Consider the following 19,001-nt stretch of genomic DNA (forward strand, 5'->3'; position numbering starts at 1 on the left):
ATAAGATGAAAAGGAATAATGCTTATATTTGGGATCACAATTTGGCTAATATTGATGTTAACGCATTAATAAGTAATATTATGGGTAATGGCGCCATACATTATAGACGCGCAGCAAAACAAGCGAGTTTGGTCATATCCAATTGTCTGTTTTTTGCCCTATCTACTGCACAGGCTAGTAATGGACCTTTATCAGATTCAGCGCTAAATAACCAATCACTTTATGCCAGCGGTTATATAACGATGGGTGCACGCACAACCGTTGGTGGCAATGCTCAAAGTGCTACCGCAATTACGCTCGCCGCCAATGCGGTGGTAGGGGGTAATACAGAAGCCGGAACTGCGGTAACCCTTGGCGCTGATGCAACTGTTGTTGGCTATATTGAAGCGGGATCTACTGTAACCTTAGGTGTGGCTGCAATTATTGAAGGTTCTATTTTGGCTGGAACCACCGCTACCGTCGGTGCTGACGCCGTTGTTAATGGTGAACTTGTCGCTGGAACCACCGTAACGATTGATGCAACGGTGGAAGTTGTGGGTGATGTTTTAGCTGGAACGACAGTAACAGTTGGTGCGGGTTCAATTTTTCATGGTGATGTTGATGCCGGAACCACCACAACCATCGGTGCTGGTGTTCAAATTGATGGGATCCTTACCGCCAATTCTTTGCTGGTACCTCCTTCTCCCCCCTTAGTAACCAATCAAGAAGCTTTACTTACATCGATACAAACAACGTTGAAAGCTCTGGGCACAGGCACAGAGCTTGTTTCTATTACGTTTGGGACCAACAATGAAACGCTCGAAGCAGGCATTTATAGTACGATAGATTATCTAACCATCACTGGGGGAAAAACCCTCACACTTGATGGTAAAGGTGTCGATGGCACATGGATTTTTAATATTGCTAACTACTTAAGTTTTGCGATTGATGCAAAAGTAATATTGTTAAATGTAACCGACAACAGCACCGTTATCTGGAATGTCCTAGGCGACAAAACTGGCTCGGCGGGTTATACCCAACTAGGTGCAGGCGCTGAAACCACAGGCTTCATTTTTGCTAAAGGCTTCGTCCAGACCGGTGCTAATGCTGTGATAGAGGGCATAGGTAATGATTGTGGGGGGGCTTATTCTGCGACAAATTTTATCGAATTTGGCGCAGATAGCGTAATCGGACAGCCGGGGTGTACTAACGGTATGACCTTGTCAGTAAGCGAAGCTATCGTTGGAAAACCTTTTGCGACTTGTCCCGCCGAGGCTTTTTTAATACAAGATACCTTGGCGACGTTATATAGTGTTCAATTGGCCACAGGACAATACCTGCAACTATCAAATACCATGGGAACAACTAATGAGCTTAATGCCATGGGCTTTAATACTCACGATCAATTCATTTATGCCTGGAGCAATGAATTCGAACAACCTGTTCGTATTAATAGTGACTATCAAGTTACCTCATTGACTACATCAGGATTACCAGATGTATCATTTGATGTCGGTGATATTGCCATTGATAGCAATATCTATTACATCTATAAACCGGGTGCTTCTTACGGTTTATATGCTATCTCCTTAGATTCATCAGATGCTAACTATCTGATAGCTCAACTGATTATAGATGGCAGTAGCTTGGATCTGGATATTTTTGATATGGCCTTTCATCCATCTGATGGTTTTGCATACAGTGTCGATAGCCAAGGGGACCTATATCGTATTGATGTTAATAATGGCAGTTCTACATTAATTAATAATATTGGTGAAACAGGAATATTTGGTGCTGTTTATTTTGATGTTGATGGAAACCTTTATATTAGCCGTAACAACGATGGTAAAATATTTAAAATAAATACTAATGAAGCCAATCCAGTCGCCGATTTATTTTCTTATGGCCCAAGTTCAAGCAATAACGATGGGGCACGTTGTGCATTAGCCCCTGTTATTGCGACAGATGCCGCAACAATAGATTTCGGTGATGCTCCAGCCTCATATGGTAGTCTCGCTGTAGATAATGGTGCTCGCCATAGTACCGAAAATAATTCTATCTTTATGGGTACTAGCGTTGATGCCGAATTTGATAGCTATCAATTTCCACTAAGTGATGATGAAACAGACGGTAATAATGATGATGATGGTGTTGCTTTTGTCACAGGTATAGAAGTCGGTAACCTAGCAGTACTTCAACTTGTTGCTTCATCTTCAGCCTTTGTAAATGCATGGATAGATTTTGATGGTAACGGTTTTTTTGGAACCGATGAGAAAATAATTGATGCACTACCTGTTATTGCAGGTAGTAATATCATTTCATATGAAGTGCCGACATGGGCTGAAGTGAACAGTACTTGGGCACGTTTTAGAATAAGTAGTACTGCCGACTTAGGTCCAACGGGTGGAGTTAGTGATGGTGAAGTTGAAGATTATATTGTGGATATAACAGAAGCTAACGTTAGCATAGAGTATTACCCAAGTGCTTCTGGCTGGGCTACTATTGCCTTTGAAGATAATTGGCCAATAGTAGGCGATTATGACTTCAATGACTTAGTGATGAACTATCGTATTAGTGAATATATACTTGATGGTGAAGTTATTCGAGTGAAAATTGAAGGACAAATTGCCGCTGTTGGCGGGTCTTATCACAACGGATTTGCTTTTCAATTGCCTGGTATTAGCAGAGAAAAAATTAACGAAGATGCTATCCGCTATACCATTAACAACGTGCCTCAGCTCAGCTCACCTTTAGAGCAGGGGCGTGATAAAGCCATCGCAATAATTACCAACGACATATGGGACTATGTAAGTGCGGGTGAAAACTGTAAGTATTACAGAAGTGAACCAGGTTGTGGTTCTAAAATTCAAATGCATTTTTCAATGACACTGCCAATGACCCATGCAATTCCTAGTGAAGAAATGCCTGCGTTCCCTTATGACCCATTTTTATTCGCTACTGAAAGCTATGAACATGGTTATGTATTCGGACAGGCTCCTGGTAGAGCATACGAAATACATTTGCCCAATAAAGCCCCTACCGAAGCTTTTAGAACAGACTTTTTTAACAGAGGTGAAGATAAGAGCGAACCTGATAATGAGCGTTACTTTGTTAATGAGAATGGTATGCCTTGGGCGATCAATGTCGGTACACAATGGCAATATCCTCTTGAATACATGGATGTAATTTACGCTTACCCCTTGTTTTCTAGCTTTATTATCAATGAAGGTCGTATTGATGATGACTGGTTTATAGAAAATAATGCCAATATAAATAATACATTTTTAGATTAAAGGAGTGACATATGAATAAGCTATATATTAGTGTTCTATTAAGTGCTTTATTAACAGCATGTGGCGGCGGTGGTTCGGCCGGAGAAACAGTATCAGTTACGCCACAACCGGTAGTAGAAGAACAACAGCCAGAGATTATTTTACCCGACCCAATTGTAACCCAACCTGTGGTAACTGAGTTTATCTTAGCAGAAACTAGTCCCCTAGAAGCAGGAGACGTGTTAGAAAGTAGTGCACAAACCAGTGGTGATATATTAGTACCTGATGGCTTTTCATTAAATAGTGAGCGTTCATTTAATTTAACAATAATCAGGTCTGATGATGATGATCAAGCTGCCTATTTATCACTGTGCAGTGATTATCAAGAAAATAGCGATGGGAGCTATAACATTAATTATGATAGCTGCTTACTAAGAACATCATTGAATGAAGCGGTTTTTGAAACTGTAATTACCGTCACTAATGATACCGAGGGTTTAGTTGCAGCATTATGGTTTCTCGATGGGAGTAGGAATCCAATCATCAAGGATTGGCGCTTCTAATAACGGTATTGCAACGATGAGTAGATTGACTTGAATAGCCTTTAGTTTTTCTACTCGATAACGGCTTTAAGTATTGAAGATTATCCCCCTTACCGGCGTTATAAACTTGAGGTTTATTTAGACTTTTAAACAAAGGCTAAAAATTTATCACAACAGCGCTTGAGCGCTATCTATATATTGCCTACAATAGCGCAATTTTTTTATCATAGGTTACAAACATGAACGATACTACATCGCTACCCGCTTTACCCGATCGCCTATCAGGTAATCCCCGAAGCCCACATCATGTAGAAGAAATTTTTCAACACGAGATAGGTATTCGACTTAATGGCAAAGAACGTTTCGATGTTGAAGAGTATTGCATCAGCGAAGGTTGGGTAAAAGTCACCATGAACAAAGCATTAGACCGTCGTGGTCAGCCACTTTTAATGACGGCTAAAGGCACAGTTGAAGCGTTTTACCGTTAAGCCTTATCAATAAAAAATAATAAGCTAATATGCCTTCTCCAAGGCATATTAAATATGTGTCAGCAAAGCGTTATCTACCTCGCTGCCTGACCCTACTTAACAATACAACGACGATCCAAATTTCTAGACTGTTTGAAATTTTCATCCATCCTATTCTACTGCGCTAAATATTCTTATATATTAATTTATATATATTCACTAGACTCAGCAGATAATTATGTGATTTAGAAATTATCAGAGGTACTGAGTGGCGAATGTATTAATCGTGGGTAGAAGAGGTCGATGTTATCGAGCCGCATTAAAGCTGGGCCATAACGTTTTTCTCTGGAGTGATGGTCCCCTTCACGAAAGTCGAAAAGAAAAATTGTCGGGCTGTATTGAAACATCATTTGAAAGCGCAGAAAAAATGCTTTTAAAAGCTGAAATAGCAGCAATTCGTGAATTTAATATTGAATATGTTATCGCAGCCACTGAATCAAGTGTCGATATTGCTGCTATGGTTCGTCAAGAATTCAAACTGACAGGCACGCCACTTAACATTACCCGTATCTTACATAATAAAAACGAGATGAAGCTCAAAGCTTTAGAGCACAATATTCCTATTACAAAATTCCATCTCATCAATGATAAAGATACGCCACAAGAATTAGTTGATAAGTTAGGCCTGCCACTTGTTGTTAAACCTTTAGCCGAATCGGGTGCAAGAGGTGTTATGGTGCTACAAAGCTTAGCGGAAGTAGCATTGCATTCAAAGCCCGGGCTACTGGCTGAAGCTTTTGTTGAAGGTAGTGAAATTAGCGTAGAAACGTTTATCCATAATGGTGTGCCTATTTTTCATAATATAACCGACTACCTTCACCGATGGAAAAAATCAATATTACCGGCAAATTTAACCCTCGCATTGCAAGAAAAAATTATCGCGATAAATGATCAAGTCATCAAAGGATTTGGCGTTAAAAATGGTATGACTCATGCTGAATTCTATCTGACTAAAACGGGGCTGGTATTTGGCGAAATGGCCGTTCGCCCACCAGGTGGTTACTATATGGAACTCATTCAATATGCCTATGGTTTCAACCCATGGAAAACCTATGTAGAGTTAGAAACTGGAGCGACTCCAACCCCGTTACCTGTCAAAGCTAATAAATTTGCTTGCGTACTCATGATCCATCCTGGTCCAGGAACTATTGATGAGATTTTCGGTATAGAGCAATGCAAAGCACTCAAAGAAATAGACCAATTTAAACTTAATATTGCAGCTGAAGATGAGGTTTACCCACACGACAGTACCAGCAGCGAGGTGGGTCATGTATTTATGTCAGGTGATTCACAAGAGATATTACTTGAGCAATTAAAGTTTATCGAAGATAACCTGATCATTAAGATAAAAAAATAGCGAGCTCTCATAGTCTCTTTAAAAGCGTTCACTTAATATAAAAAAGCTCGATAGGCTTTTATCGCGCTTTTTCTTAAATTATTCTCATCTCATTTATTATTTAACTAGGAGCACTTAGTGCCAACATCATCATTTATATCAGCGTCATCAGACAATAAAATTATTGCACCAATAGCTAAAAAAATTCCTCACAAGATGGAAAAACACAATCACCAACGCATCGATAATTATTATTGGATGCGTGATGACCTGCGCAGTGATGAAAAAGTTATAGCACACCTTAATGATGAAAATAATTATGCTGATGCCATGTTGGACAAGCAAAAACCTTTACAAGCATTACTTTTTAATGAACTTAAAGACAGGATTGTCAAGGACGATAATACCGTTCCAGCAAAAGATGGAAAATATTGGTATCACAGCGAAATTAATGGCGAGCAAGAGTTTTCCAACTACTACCGAGCAACAAGTTTCGCAGGTGCAAATAAAACACTCTTATTAGATGTTAATGAGCGCGCACAAGATCATGAGTTTTATGATTTAGGCGACTTATCAATAAGTCAAAATGACCAAATCATGTCAATATCTGAAGATACCGACAGCCGTCGTATCTATACCATTAATTTTAAAGATTTAACAAAGAACTCTGATGGGCCAGATGCTTATTTAGCCGATATTCTTGTTGAAACTGAAGGACAAGTTGTTTGGTCGAACGACAATAAAACCCTTTTCTATGTAAAGAAAGATTTAGAGACCTTGCTTGGCACACAAGTATATCGCCATACATTAGGAACACCACAAGCTGATGATGTGCTTGTTTATCAAGAAGACGACCACCGTTTTTATATCAGCTTAGATAAGAGCAGAGATGACTCTCAACTTTATATTTGTTTACATGCCACTGAATCGACACATTACTTAGTACTTAGTGCCGATGAGCCCAATGGGCAGTTTACCGAATTATTACCTTATCAAGAACAACATGAATATCACGCCGATAAAATGGGTGAATTTTTTTATATTGTGACTAACTACCAAGCTAAAAACTTCAGGTTAATGAAAGCGACGGCTGCGCAAATTGATGATATCAATAACTGGCAAGAAATTATTCCCCACAGAGAAAATGTCCTGGTTGAAGGCATTGAATTATTTCACCGTTTCATTGTAATAACCGAAAGAGAAAATGGTCAAATTCGTTTTATCGTGCACACAACTCAGGGAGAAAATGCCGGTCATCACTATCCACTATCTTTTGATGACCCCTGTTATTTTGCTTGTCTTGACGAAAATCCGGAGCCAAACAGTACCATCGCAAGGTTATATTATTCTAGCTTAACAACACCCGATTCTTTATTTGAATTTGACTTAGCAACAGGTGAGCGAAAATTACTGAAACAGCAACAAGTCTTAGGAGACTTTAACCAAGATGATTATCAAGCAGAACGTCTATTTATTAACGCTCGTGATGGTGCAGCAGTACCGGTATCAATTGTTTATCGTCGCAATAGTTTTAAAAAAGATGGTACCAACCCACTTCTTCAATACGGTTATGGTGCTTACGGCTTAACCATAGACCCTGATTTTTCGAGTCAAACGTTAAGTTTACTTGATAGAGGGTTTGTTTATGTTATTGCCCATGTTCGTGGCTCAGAAATGTTAGGCAGGCAGTGGTATGAAACCGGTAAAAAGGCGCTTAAACAAAATACCTTTAATGACTTTATCGATGTTACTAAGGCATTAGTTGCCCAAGGATATGGTGCTAAAGATAAAATATTTGCTTCTGGCGGTAGTGCTGGCGGCTTATTAATGGGTGCGGTGGTCAATCAAGCACCGGAACTATACTTAGGCATTGGCGCTCATGTGCCCTTTTTAGATGTGTTAACAACGATGCTCGATGAAAGCATACCGCTAACCACCAATGAATATGACGAATGGGGTGATCCAAACGAAGCAAAAGCCTACCAAGATATTTTATCTTATTCACCAATGGATAATATCACTGCTCAACACTATCCAAATATACTGGTGACTACCGGATTACATGACTCTCAGGTTCAGTACTTTGAACCAATGAAGTGGGTAGCAAAAATGAGAGAGCTTAAAACAGATGATAATTTATTGTTGTTTAAGACAGATATGGACGCTGGCCATGGCGGAGCATCAGGACGATTTAAAAGTTTAAAAGAAAAAGCTTTAGAAATGAGCTTTTTCATCTCGCTATTAAACGAATAACGTTAACTGATAAAATCGTTTAACTTGTTACTCACAAAGATAATCTTTGTCCCTTGTGAGTAACCGCAGCACCTATAAAGAATGTTCTTTAAGATACTTATAATGTGTCTGTCATTGGCAAATTTTCAGTTAGCCATTGTTTAAACTGTGCTTTGGGTAAGGCTCCGGACATTCGAGCAATTTCTTTACCATGATGAAATATCATTAAAGTAGGAATAGAACGGATACTATGCCCTCCTGCGGTATTTTGATTACTTTCAGTGTCTAACTTCACAAAACAAGCCTGTGTAAACATATCTGCAGCAACCTGTTCAAAAGTGGGTGCAAATTGTTTACAAGGCCCGCACCACGGTGCCCAAAAGTCGACAACAACAGGTAAACCATTGTCGGTAATATAACGGCTAAAGTTTTTATCGCTACCAATAACAGGGTTAATAGAAAGCACAGCTTTACCACACTTACCGCATAGAGGCTGGTCATTGAGCTTGGCCTTAGCTAGACGATTTTTCGTACCGCAACTTGCGCAAACTATTTGAATAGGTGAATCAGTCATAGTAAATCTCACTAAAAAGTATTTTAAAATTCGTTTAATATAAAAAGTAAAATATAAAAATGGTTCTGAACGGGCTTTAATTCAAACAACTAAATTAAGACCGTTAGTTACAGACTAATATAACTAGTTACTTATTGAAATATATCTATTTATAATGAAAAGCCGCATCAATTAAACTTTACCCTTATCTGTTTTTCACATTACCTGATCATCTATTAACCCATGCTTTGATATTTACTTTTTTCACTGTTTCATTAGCTCGAGTTAGGCTAAATCATTAAGGCATTCAAACTTTAACACCCATAGGTTTAACTGGGATTAATATTAACGTCTTCAACCGGACAAATATAACCTTGATAACCCTCTGCTTTTAATGAATTAAAATCTGCTAATTGGGCTTGGTCTTCAATTCCAGTAATAATAACCGAGATATTTAGTCCCTTCGCCACATTGACTAGCGCACGGCAAAGTTCTTTATTTTGATTTAACTTCTCATAATAAGCGAAAGATAAGTCTAATTTAATATAATTTGGTAGAAGTTTTTGTAAATATTCTAAAGAGCCAATTTGGCGACCACACTGGTCAATACCTATCTTTGCACCCGCTGCTCTAACAATTTCTGCTAGCTGATAACATTGCTCAAACGAGGTTATGGCTGCTGATTCGGGTATTTCAAAAGAAATACGTTCGGCATAGACGGACTGCTTAAGATATTGCGCTAACCATTGAATAAATTGTGGATCTTTTAAACTATCATGCGTTAAATTAATCGCGATGCCCTCATCTGCAAGGGCCAAAATATTCTGCTGTTCGATTGACTGCAATAAACATCTGTCTAGCTGAGCACCTAACGATAACAACTCTATAAATGGCATAAACTCAGATGCGGTGACAATTTGTTTGTCTATGTATAAACGACAATATATTTCACGCTGAATTACATGTTGAGTCGTCATAGCTAAAATTGGCTGCCATTGAAAACTAAAATGGTTGTTATTAATAGAATCAACCAATTTACTGCGCCATTGTTCACGGCTATATTTTTGTGGTTGATCCGCATCTATCCAATGACTTATTTTATGCTCGCGTTGTGCTTGTTGTAGTGCATTATCAGATTGAGATAATAAATCAGCCGAGTTCATGTTATCAATGCGTTGACTAACACCTAAGGCAAAGCGAGTATTAGGTGTGCAACCTGCTTTTGCTATCTCTTGATTAATGATCCTAATTAATGACTGCAAGTAGACTTTTATGACGCTTTTTTCTGCTTTAGTGATCAAAAATGCAAATTCGGTGTTGGCAATTCGTGCAATAATACATTCGCTGATTTCTGGCAACTCGGCTTGCATTCGTTTTGACACAACCTTAATAATTTCATCTCGGCCTTGATAGCCATACTTACTATGAACATCTTCAAGCCAATCAAACTTAGCTAAAATAAGTCCGCCAAATCCAGGCTCATTTAACCAATTATTGATTTGTGCAGACAAATATTGTCGATTAGGCAATTGAGAAACCTGATCGATAAATTTATCTTCTTTTAATTCATTAACCTCTTCATCCAAGGTCGAAAATATTTGTTTTAACTGTCCTGACATCGAATTAATCGCGCCAACGACATCTTGTAACTCTATAGTTTTCGGTAACTCAAGGTCTTGACCAAACTTACGTTGTGAAATGTTTTTCGCGTGTATAGCTACATTATGTAACGGTTTTAAAATTCGGTTCAATTTGAACCTTAAAACAATAATAGAAAGAATAAAAAGCAAAGATAAAATCATCAAAGTGTCATTCATCACACGCCATAATTCTTGATAACCCAACGCAGGATGACCTTCAATTTCAATTGTTGCTAGTTGCAACCAACCTGAGGTAATTAAACTTTCTTTTTTTTGTATGGCAAATAAATCTAGATTTATAAACCATTGTGGAACCCCTTCAATAACAATTGGATTTTCCCAAATTTGTTCTTTGCCATCAACTAGCCATTTAAGGGTCACCTTGCGATAGAAGCCGCCTTCAAAAATGACATTAACCAAGGTTTCTGCTGTGGCTACATCTCCGGTTTCAAGATGAGGCCTCAGCATTAAACCTAACGAAGTTATAGTGTTGTTTAAATCAGAATCCATCTGCTGATTCATAAAGTCGCGGGTTTGTGTAAATTGAAAATAAACTAAACTGGTCATAACTAGTAAAAAAAGTGCGAACAGTAATGAGTTTATTTCTCTAAATAGGGTCATGGTCTTAAAACTCCATTTTAATTTTGGGTTGTTTAAGTTTTGAAGTAGTTATACGCTGTCTTAAGTCTCGCCAAAGTTTAAGCTTTGATGATTTTCCACTAAGAATTCCTTGCCCCTTTGCTTTGTTCAACCATAATTGACTGGCATTAAAACTATATATAGGGATCAGATCGTTGCGCTGATTTGCGGGTTTTATAACACCGTCTAGATTATCTAAAATTAATGGTACGGCACTAGGCGTTTCGTAGTAAGCGAGTACCATATGGTATTGATTAAGTTTGACAGCTTTTACCATAGTGATCCTCATTTTTTCATCCGCAATACCCATCTCTAATAAGGTAAAATATTTAGCAATTGAATAGTCTTCGCAATCGCCACCATTAACACCGATAAATTCGATAGGTGTCGCCCAATAATTGCTAACCCCCCAAAGTTTACTATCATCAATAAACCTAAACATATTAAAGAATTGATTAACTTCTTGTAATGTTTCTAAGGGTGAATGTTGAACTTTTGGTTGCATTAATTTAAACCAGGCTTTGCCTCTTTTACCTGCTCTTTCTCCATAACTTTTTTCTAATGATGATACAATTTCTTTTTCATTGAGGGGCTGTGTAGATTGAGCAAATATAGCCGCTAAACATATTATGGTGATGAGAAGCATTTGGATGGGCTTGATAACCATCCATTTAAAAAAAGAACTTCTTCTAATGCTACTCATTAATAATTAATTAGCTTGATTCACTGTATAAATGGTCCATTTGAGATCATCAACTTTTTCTACATGAGATATCTCGGCCATTATACGACGATTTTCAGCATGCGCTTGTTCAGTATCGGCTAAGTTTTCTAAGCGTTCAAAGCCATAACCGATTGAAGAGATACGCTCTTCATTAATTTTAAAATCATTGATTAGTACCAAAGCAACCGCTTTAGCGCGATTATTTGACAGCACTTGATTTAATTTTGCCACGCCAACTTTACTGCTATGCCCTTCAATCACTACATTGATTTGCGGATACATTTTAAGAAGTTCTGCTAACCTACTGATGTCTTCGTTTGCTTGGTCTGACAGTTGATAAGAATTGTTAACAAACTTAACATCAATTTTAAAAGGCATTATTTTAGACGTTCGAGTGCCACAACCATAATTGTCAATCGCAGCACCAATGGAAGTCCCGTCACATTGTTCACGCGCTTTTACTACACCATCACTGTCATAATCAGTTAAATCATGAAACTGCTGTACCGAGTCTTCTAATGTAACTACAGGAGTATCAGCACATGCACTAATAAATAATACTGCAAAAGCGACCACTAAATATTTTGCAGTAACTTCTATTGGCTTAATTGATAACTTATTCATCGTAAGCTCCTTGTTCGTATTCGTGTTCACCTTTCCATTTTGATGATCTTGTTACTCTCAATGAATCAAGTAGCAGGCCTGTTGCATTTAACAAACGATACTGAGCGCTTAATTCATTAAAGTCTGCATCAAGGTAATCCTTACGAGCTTGAAATAATTCATTTTCGGTATCAAGCAGATCGAGAAGATTTCGCTGCCCAATATCGAACTGCTGTTTGTAGGCTGCCTGCGTATCTTTAGATGTAATAACATGTTGCTTTAGATATTTTTTTTGTAAAGATAACATTTCAAAAGCATTCCACGACAGACCAAAGCTTTCAGTAACTTGACGGTGAGCGTTATAATTAATTTCCTGCGCTTCTGAAATTTTATAGGCGGCACTTCGTTCGGTAGCTATGTCTTTTCCACCCGAGTAAAAGTTGTAGCGCAAGCGCAGCATTGCTGTTGCATCGTTTCGATGACCACCTACGTCAGCGCCAAATCGATTAATACCACTTTCACCACCAATATCATTATCAGAATTCACGCCGAGTTCTAAAGATAAGGTTGGGTAATATCTAGCGTTTATTGAGTTTTTAAATGAACGAGCCGCATTAATATCTTGCTGAGCAGCTTTAATTACCGGATGACGCTTTATTGCTAGAGTTAAACCCGTTGCTTTATTTTTAGGTAACATATCGGCATCAGGTACTGGTAGCACAAGATTACTCGGTTGTGTATTCGTTAAACGAATAAATTGTGACCTAGCGTCAAGGTTATTATTACGCGCCGAAATCATGTTAGCTTGCGCGCGAGCTAGCCGCCCTGTAACTTGAGACAAGTCGGCGATATTACCCAGTCCTGAATCAGTACGTTCTTTTATTTGATCATAAATGACTTGGTGTGAGGCAATGTTTATTGCTGATAATTTAACAAGCTCATCTGTTTTTATAAAATTTAAATAGGCTTTAGCCACTTGTAACGCAAGATCTTCTGCATTGGCAATTAATGTCCATTGCTCAGCGCTCGCTTCGAATTTAGTTCTATCTATTTCATTACTCGTGTACATGCCATCAAAAAGAATTTGTTTAATACTAACACCAAATTCACCTCGGGCTAATTCAGTTTCACCGTTATCGCCGATGGTAGCATTTCGTCTGTTTCCGGGAGTATCAGTATATTCATAACCATAACCAGCAGTTAAATCAATAGTTGGAAAATAGCCTGCTGAGGCACGATTAACATCTTCTTCTTTAGATTTAAATCGTGCAAATGTCTGACGAATATCAGGGTGTGTATCAAGTGCAGTCGCAACGGTTGCCTCTAAACTTTGGGCATAGCTATTAGCGGAATATAATCCCGATAAGCCTAAACACCAAACCATAGTTATTTTATTTAATTTAAACATAATGTTATTTATAAATACTCCATATTTTTATTATTAATTACTATTAGACAAGCCTACCGTTCTCTTAGTGCAGCCTCATTCGCCCGTAATATGGGGTTTAAAATATATTCTAAAATTGTTCGTTTACCCGTAATAACATCAACATCTGTTAGCATACCTGGAATAATTGGCATTTCTTTGCCATTTTTATTCTTAATGCTTGAAGCATCAGTGCGCACTCTAATAAGATAAAAACTGTTTCCCTCTTCATCCTGTGTTGTATCGGCACTTATGTGCTCTACTTTACCCGTTAACCCGCCATATCTTGTAAAGTCATAGGCGGTTATCTTAACAACAGCTGGCAACCCAGGATAAATAAACGCAATATCTCTAGGCTTAATTTTTGCTTCAACCATCAATTTATCTTCGGTGGGCACAATTTCAGCAATGGTTTCACCCGGCTTAACTACTCCACCTAAGGTATTAATGTGTATGGTTTTAATAGTACCAATAACCGGCGATAAAATTAATGCTTTCGTTACTTTATCTTGAGCACCAACCTGTGATTCATTAATTCGAGATAGTTTATTCTCTAATTCATTAAGCTCTGATCTCGCTTCTGTTCTATAAGCAAGTGCTGTTTCTCTACGATTTAAAATTGACTCTTGTATGGCAGACTTTAATTTTGGTGCTAACAAACGAACCGCACTTAATTCACCTTTAAGCTCATTCACGCTACGTTCTAACTTATAGAGTTCGATTTTTGAAACAATGTTTTTTTCTGCAAGCGGTCGTGTTAAGTCGAGTTCTTTACTGGCTATCTCATAACTTATTTTTAAGGTATTAATTTTCGAAACTAATTCAGCAACTTCTTGTTCCCTTTGTTGTATCTGCTGGGCTTGAATTGCTAATTGATTGATTAAATTATCTATTCTTCCAGAATACTCTTCTTGTTGTCTTTCAACCATAAACTTAGCGTTTTGTTGCAAATCGTCTGGGTAAACGGGTACTTTTATATTTATTTCTATTTGTCGTTGCCAACTTTCGCTAACACCAATCAATATACTGGAAAGCTCAGCTCTAAGGCGAATGACATTCGCTCTAAGGCTACTCACTTCCTGTTTTTGTTCTGCAAAGTCAGATCTAAAGCGAGTATCATCAATACTTGCAATCGGTTGCCCTTTAATTACTTGCATACCTTCTTGAACAAAGAGTTTTTGTAATACACCACCATCTAAACTTTGTATAATTTGTACTTGAGTTGATGGTATGACCTTGCCCATTCCTGAAGTAACTTGTTGAAGTTCAGAAAAATATGACCAAATAAGAAAACAAAAAAGTAATCCGGCCATTGCCCATATAGTTAACCGATGTAAACTTGGCACTTCCGTTAGCATTGCACCATATACATCGTCAGCCATTTCTAGGTCTTGTTGGCTAACCTTCATAAGTTCGTCTCTTGATTTAAATTTTCGCCTTTGAGTTGCGCTAATACTTTATCTTTTGGACCGTCAATAATCAATTTACCTTTATCTAAAACAAGAATGCGGTCAACCAATTTTAATAAATCCATTTTATGGGTAATTAATAACATAGTGCGATCTTTTGCCGTTGCATTGATTGCTTCAATAAACTTTTTTTCAGCACGAGCATCAAGACTCGCGGTTGGCTCATCTAACAGTAATATTTGAGGTGAATTTAATATCGCTCTGGCTAAAACAATTGACTGTCTCTGGCCACGTGATAATGCATTACCACTTTCCCCCACTTGTTGGTCAAGGCCTTGACTATTATGATCGGTAAAAGCACTGACACCAGACAGTTGAACCGCTCTAATAAGTTGATATTCAGTAACTTGACGAGTACCGAAGAGGATGTTATCGCGGATGGTACCATGAAATAAGACAATATCTTGTGGTAAATAGCCAATGTTTTTTCGCAAATCGCTAGGGTGAATTTGCCGGTGATTTAAACCATCAAATTGAATGCTACCCTTGCTTGGCTGATAAAGACCTAATAGTAATTTAGCCAGCGTTGTTTTACCCGAACCATTATGACCAACAATGGCAATTCTTTCTCCTTGATTAATTTTTACTGACATTGGCTGCAAAGAGTCGCTTTCTGCATTAGGGTACTTAAAACTGATATTTTCAGCATTTATGTTGCCACTGAGTTTTGTCCGACTTACCAAATGAGCTTTGTCTTCAAATTCGCCTTCTTGCTCCATTAAAGTATCGAGTTGTTTCAGAGCACTTAAGGTTTGATTAGAGCGCGTCATTAGGCCAGCAAGCTTAGCAATAGGAGATATAGCACGACCGGTTAACATAACAGCCGCTATAATTCCCCCCATAGAGATTAAATTTTCGGATACTCGATAGACACCTAACACTACAACGGCGACTACTGATATTTGTACAATAAAACTCGCAAAATTTAAGACCGAATTAGTGATCATTTTAGATTTAAGTAACCAAGTCGAGGTATGACCAACCATTTGCTGCCAAGCTCTTTGCACAACACCTTCGGCGCCATTAGCTTTAATAGATTCTAACGCGCTTAAACACTCGATCAGATGTCCATGGCGCAAACCCGAAAACTTATTACTTTCTTCTATCGCTTTACGCAGTTTAGATTGATTTAACAAGGTGTAGCCAATGATAAGTATTGAGGCAATAATTGGAAACATCACTAAGTCTCCTGCAACAAGCCAAATACAAAACATAAAAAGCACAGCAAAAGGTAAGTCAACTAAGGCACTTATTGTCGCAGAAGACAAAAACTCTCTAACACTGTCAAATTCACTCAGCTGCTTTGCCATTCCACCGACACTTGGGGAGCGTTTTTCAAGCGGTATACCAATTACTTTAGCAAATAGTTTTGAAGAAACTTCAATGTCAATTTTCTTGCCCGCAACATCAATTAGATAACCACGAAGTTGTTTTAAAATAAAATCAAAGATATAAGCGACACCGGCACCAATGGCTAGTACCCAAAGTGATTCGAAAGCGAGATTAGGTATCACTTTGTCATAAATATTCATCACAAAAAGTGGTGATACCAGAGCAAAAACATTGATCATTACTGATGCAATAATCACATCTCGATATATCGATGAAGTATTCTTAATTTTCTGCCATAACCAATGTTCTTTTGAACTATTAAGATGAACATCAAAATTTCTATCACCGCGATATTGCTGCTTTATTAAAAATAAATAGCCAACAAAACTCGATTCTAATCCCTCTATTGTTAACTGTTCTTCACCGCCAGTTTCAGGTAAAGAAACTGTTGCTATATTTTTTTCAATATCGAGTTCTTGTAATACTAAGGCTTTTTTATCTTTTAGCATCAAAATACAAGGTAACAACATTGAGGGTAATTCATTCAAGCCTTTACGCACTAATTTTGCACTTAACCCTGCGCGAGATGCTGCTTGAGGTAACAGCTCTGGTGTAAGATTAGCACCAGTAAGTGGTAAACCAGCCGCGAGCGCTTCAGGAGAACACGGGTTACCATAATGCTCTGTTATAAGCACTAAACTGTCTAACAGAGGGTCTGAACTTAACTTTTGTGAAGCGTTAATTGTCCATTGAGTTGACTGTTGCACTGTTGATTGCACCTAGTATGTTATCCCTTAAAAAAGCCAATAAGCTAATGATGTTGGAAAGAACATCTCATCATTAGCTCATTGTACTTGTTATGTTTTGCTACTTAATTTACTCGACTTAATCATATCTGGTCTGAAGTGTCGAGTTCAATGGGCAATGGCACAATTTCTGATGACGCATCACTGTTCAATGTTACACCTTTATTTAAGAAATTATTGGTGATTATTGTTTCAGTATTTGAAAGCGCGTCGACCTGATCAATATTTTCTAAGGTCAAGTTTTCGTCTGCGTAGATAACTGTAACTTCACTTTCTTGATCTGTATTTAAGTCACTTTCAGATAACTCATTAAAAATGAAGCTTTCATTGATATTATCAAGATTACTTTCCACTAGTAGATCATTTAGTTCAAATATTATTGCTGGGCTTAAACTTTCATCATTTAAGTTCAGCTTAGTATTTGGTTCGCTATAAGCTAAGTCGATAAGTTCACCTTCAGACAAAGAAGTACTCATTGGGCTAATATTTTGATTATCGTGAGTTAAGTTAATGGTTAAAGTAGCTTCATCAGTTTCAGGGTTTACTTCATCGCCATCTTGGATCGTGTAAGTAAATTGTAATGACGATGGAATGGAATTAACATCAATTCCTGCAGCCAATTGAAATGTATATCGCCCGTTATGACTAATAACCAGTACACCAAAATCAGTTACTATGGTATGCGAGGTATGACTAATATCAAATACATAAACTTGGCCATCATACTCAACTTGAGTCAATATAATTACACCATCTTCTGAACTGTCAATTCTATCGCCTGAGCTACCACGAGTAATAATACTACCTCGAACTCCCCTACTAATACTTAAGCCATTATCATCTTTATATGTAATATAATTATTGTCATCGACAGCAACTGGAGCAGAGTCATTAACAGTAATAATTACATTGGCTGTATCGCTATCAATACCATCAGTTAAAGTGTATTCAAAACTTGGTGGAGTAGCACCTAAAATATAGCCATCACTATTTTGATAAGTAAAGTCGCCACTAGCATTAATACTTAAAATACCCCCTTCGACATTAATAATAGCAAAGCCATCTGTTCCAAAGCTTAGTTCGACGCCATTAATATGAGTTATCACTAATGTTGAACCGTCGCCACCATCAGTATCGATAACACCATCACCATCGTGATGAAGTATAATATTGCCTGAAACGCTTTCCCCTTCATCAATATTAAAGCCATCATCTTCTGCAAACGGTGGATTGTTCAATGGTGTTACTGCGATTATCACATTACCAGTGTCAACATCCGTACCATCACTTAAAGTATAATTAAAGCTTGGTGGTGCACCTACCAGATCGTTTCCATTGTGGGTGTAAGTGAAACTGCCATCAGCCTTGATTAAGATAAAACCATCTTTGATATCTACACGGGCTTCACCCGTTAATGGATCAAAGACTAAATCAACGCCATTGACTTGAGTCACGCTCAGACTAGCACCATCGCCACCATCGTTATCCATCACGCCATCGCCGTCATCATGGCTGATCACATTGCCACTGACGATTTCGCCTTCGTTAACACTAAAATTATCATCAGCCGCAACTGGTGGATCGTTCACCGGCGTAACCGCAATCGTTAAGGTCGACACATCGGTATCACCTGCACCATCAGTTACGATGTAGCTGACTACAGGCACAGCACCATTGAAATTATCATTTGGTGTGAAGGTATAGCTACCGTCTGCATTTAAGATGAGTTCACCTTCAGCAAGGGTAACCGTATCACCTGCATTATACGTATTCCCACCAACCATAAAGCTTGTAAGAGTTAGTGGACCGTCTGCAGTTGCTGCGTTATCAAGCACATTACCTGTAGCAATTGTATCTTCAGCTATCGTAACCGTTTCACTATCATCACTTAAATCTGAAACCGGTGTCACTGAAATGGTTA

13 protein-coding genes are annotated in these 19,001 nt (G+C 38.0%); 5 read left to right on the plus strand and 8 right to left on the minus strand.

Translation table 11 applies throughout. The features are described 5' to 3' along the window. Positions 1–5: 5 nt before the first annotated feature. The 5 genes from H4J66_RS09255 to H4J66_RS09275 all read left to right on the plus strand — a co-directional run bounded on the left by H4J66_RS09255 (position 6) and on the right by H4J66_RS09275 (position 7,909). On the plus strand, positions 6–3,272 hold the full coding sequence (locus tag H4J66_RS09255; protein ID WP_182173534.1) for an LruC domain-containing protein: 3,267 nt from the start codon (positions 6–8) through the stop codon (positions 3,270–3,272). A gap of 11 nt (positions 3,273–3,283) precedes the next feature. After that, entirely contained in the window at positions 3,284–3,814 is a 531-nt protein-coding gene (locus tag H4J66_RS09260) for a hypothetical protein (RefSeq protein ID WP_182173537.1), read from the plus strand. Between the two features lie 218 nt (positions 3,815–4,032). After that, positions 4,033–4,281, plus strand: a complete 249-nt coding sequence (locus tag H4J66_RS09265; RefSeq protein ID WP_182173540.1) for a DUF3297 family protein — start codon at positions 4,033–4,035, stop codon at positions 4,279–4,281. Between the two features lie 247 nt (positions 4,282–4,528). After that, positions 4,529–5,677 (plus strand): ATP-grasp domain-containing protein, encoded by a 1,149-nt coding sequence (locus H4J66_RS09270; protein WP_182173543.1) that lies wholly within the window; start codon positions 4,529–4,531, stop codon positions 5,675–5,677. A gap of 117 nt (positions 5,678–5,794) precedes the next feature. Further along, positions 5,795–7,909, plus strand: coding sequence for a S9 family peptidase (locus H4J66_RS09275; RefSeq protein ID WP_182173546.1), 2,115 nt, complete (start codon positions 5,795–5,797; stop codon positions 7,907–7,909). A gap of 97 nt (positions 7,910–8,006) precedes the next feature. Here the strand turns inward: H4J66_RS09275 and trxC are convergent, their stop codons facing one another. From trxC to H4J66_RS09315, 8 genes are all read right to left on the minus strand, one after another. Further along, complete coding sequence (gene trxC, locus H4J66_RS09280; RefSeq protein ID WP_182173549.1) at positions 8,007–8,462, minus strand: thioredoxin TrxC; 456 nt, start codon at positions 8,460–8,462, stop codon at positions 8,007–8,009. 308 nt (positions 8,463–8,770) lie between these two features. Beyond that, complete coding sequence (locus H4J66_RS09285) at positions 8,771–10,702, minus strand: EAL domain-containing protein (RefSeq protein ID WP_182173552.1); 1,932 nt, start codon at positions 10,700–10,702, stop codon at positions 8,771–8,773. A 4-nt stretch (positions 10,703–10,706) separates the two neighbouring features. Next, complete coding sequence (locus H4J66_RS09290; RefSeq protein ID WP_259369100.1) at positions 10,707–11,366, minus strand: transglutaminase-like cysteine peptidase; 660 nt, start codon at positions 11,364–11,366, stop codon at positions 10,707–10,709. A 63-nt stretch (positions 11,367–11,429) separates the two neighbouring features. Beyond that, positions 11,430–12,068, minus strand: coding sequence for an OmpA family protein (locus tag H4J66_RS09295; protein ID WP_182173555.1), 639 nt, complete (start codon positions 12,066–12,068; stop codon positions 11,430–11,432). Next, on the minus strand, positions 12,061–13,455 hold the full coding sequence (locus H4J66_RS09300) for a TolC family outer membrane protein (protein WP_182173558.1): 1,395 nt from the start codon (positions 13,453–13,455) through the stop codon (positions 12,061–12,063). Before H4J66_RS09300 ends, H4J66_RS09295 begins: the two co-directional genes overlap by 8 nt. 53 nt (positions 13,456–13,508) lie before the next feature. Next, positions 13,509–14,882, minus strand: a complete 1,374-nt coding sequence (locus H4J66_RS09305) for an HlyD family type I secretion periplasmic adaptor subunit (protein WP_182173561.1) — start codon at positions 14,880–14,882, stop codon at positions 13,509–13,511. Beyond that, on the minus strand, positions 14,879–17,053 hold the full coding sequence (locus H4J66_RS09310; RefSeq protein WP_182173564.1) for a type I secretion system permease/ATPase: 2,175 nt from the start codon (positions 17,051–17,053) through the stop codon (positions 14,879–14,881). The genes H4J66_RS09305 and H4J66_RS09310 overlap by 4 nt, the downstream gene beginning before the upstream one ends. Before the next feature lie 110 nt (positions 17,054–17,163). Beyond that, on the minus strand, positions 17,164–19,001 hold a 1,838-nt coding region (locus H4J66_RS09315; protein WP_182173567.1), incomplete at its 5' end, for a cadherin-like domain-containing protein.

The organism is Colwellia sp. MB3u-55 (assembly GCF_014076785.1).
In the GTDB taxonomy this organism is placed as follows: Bacteria; Pseudomonadota; Gammaproteobacteria; order Enterobacterales; family Alteromonadaceae; genus Colwellia_A.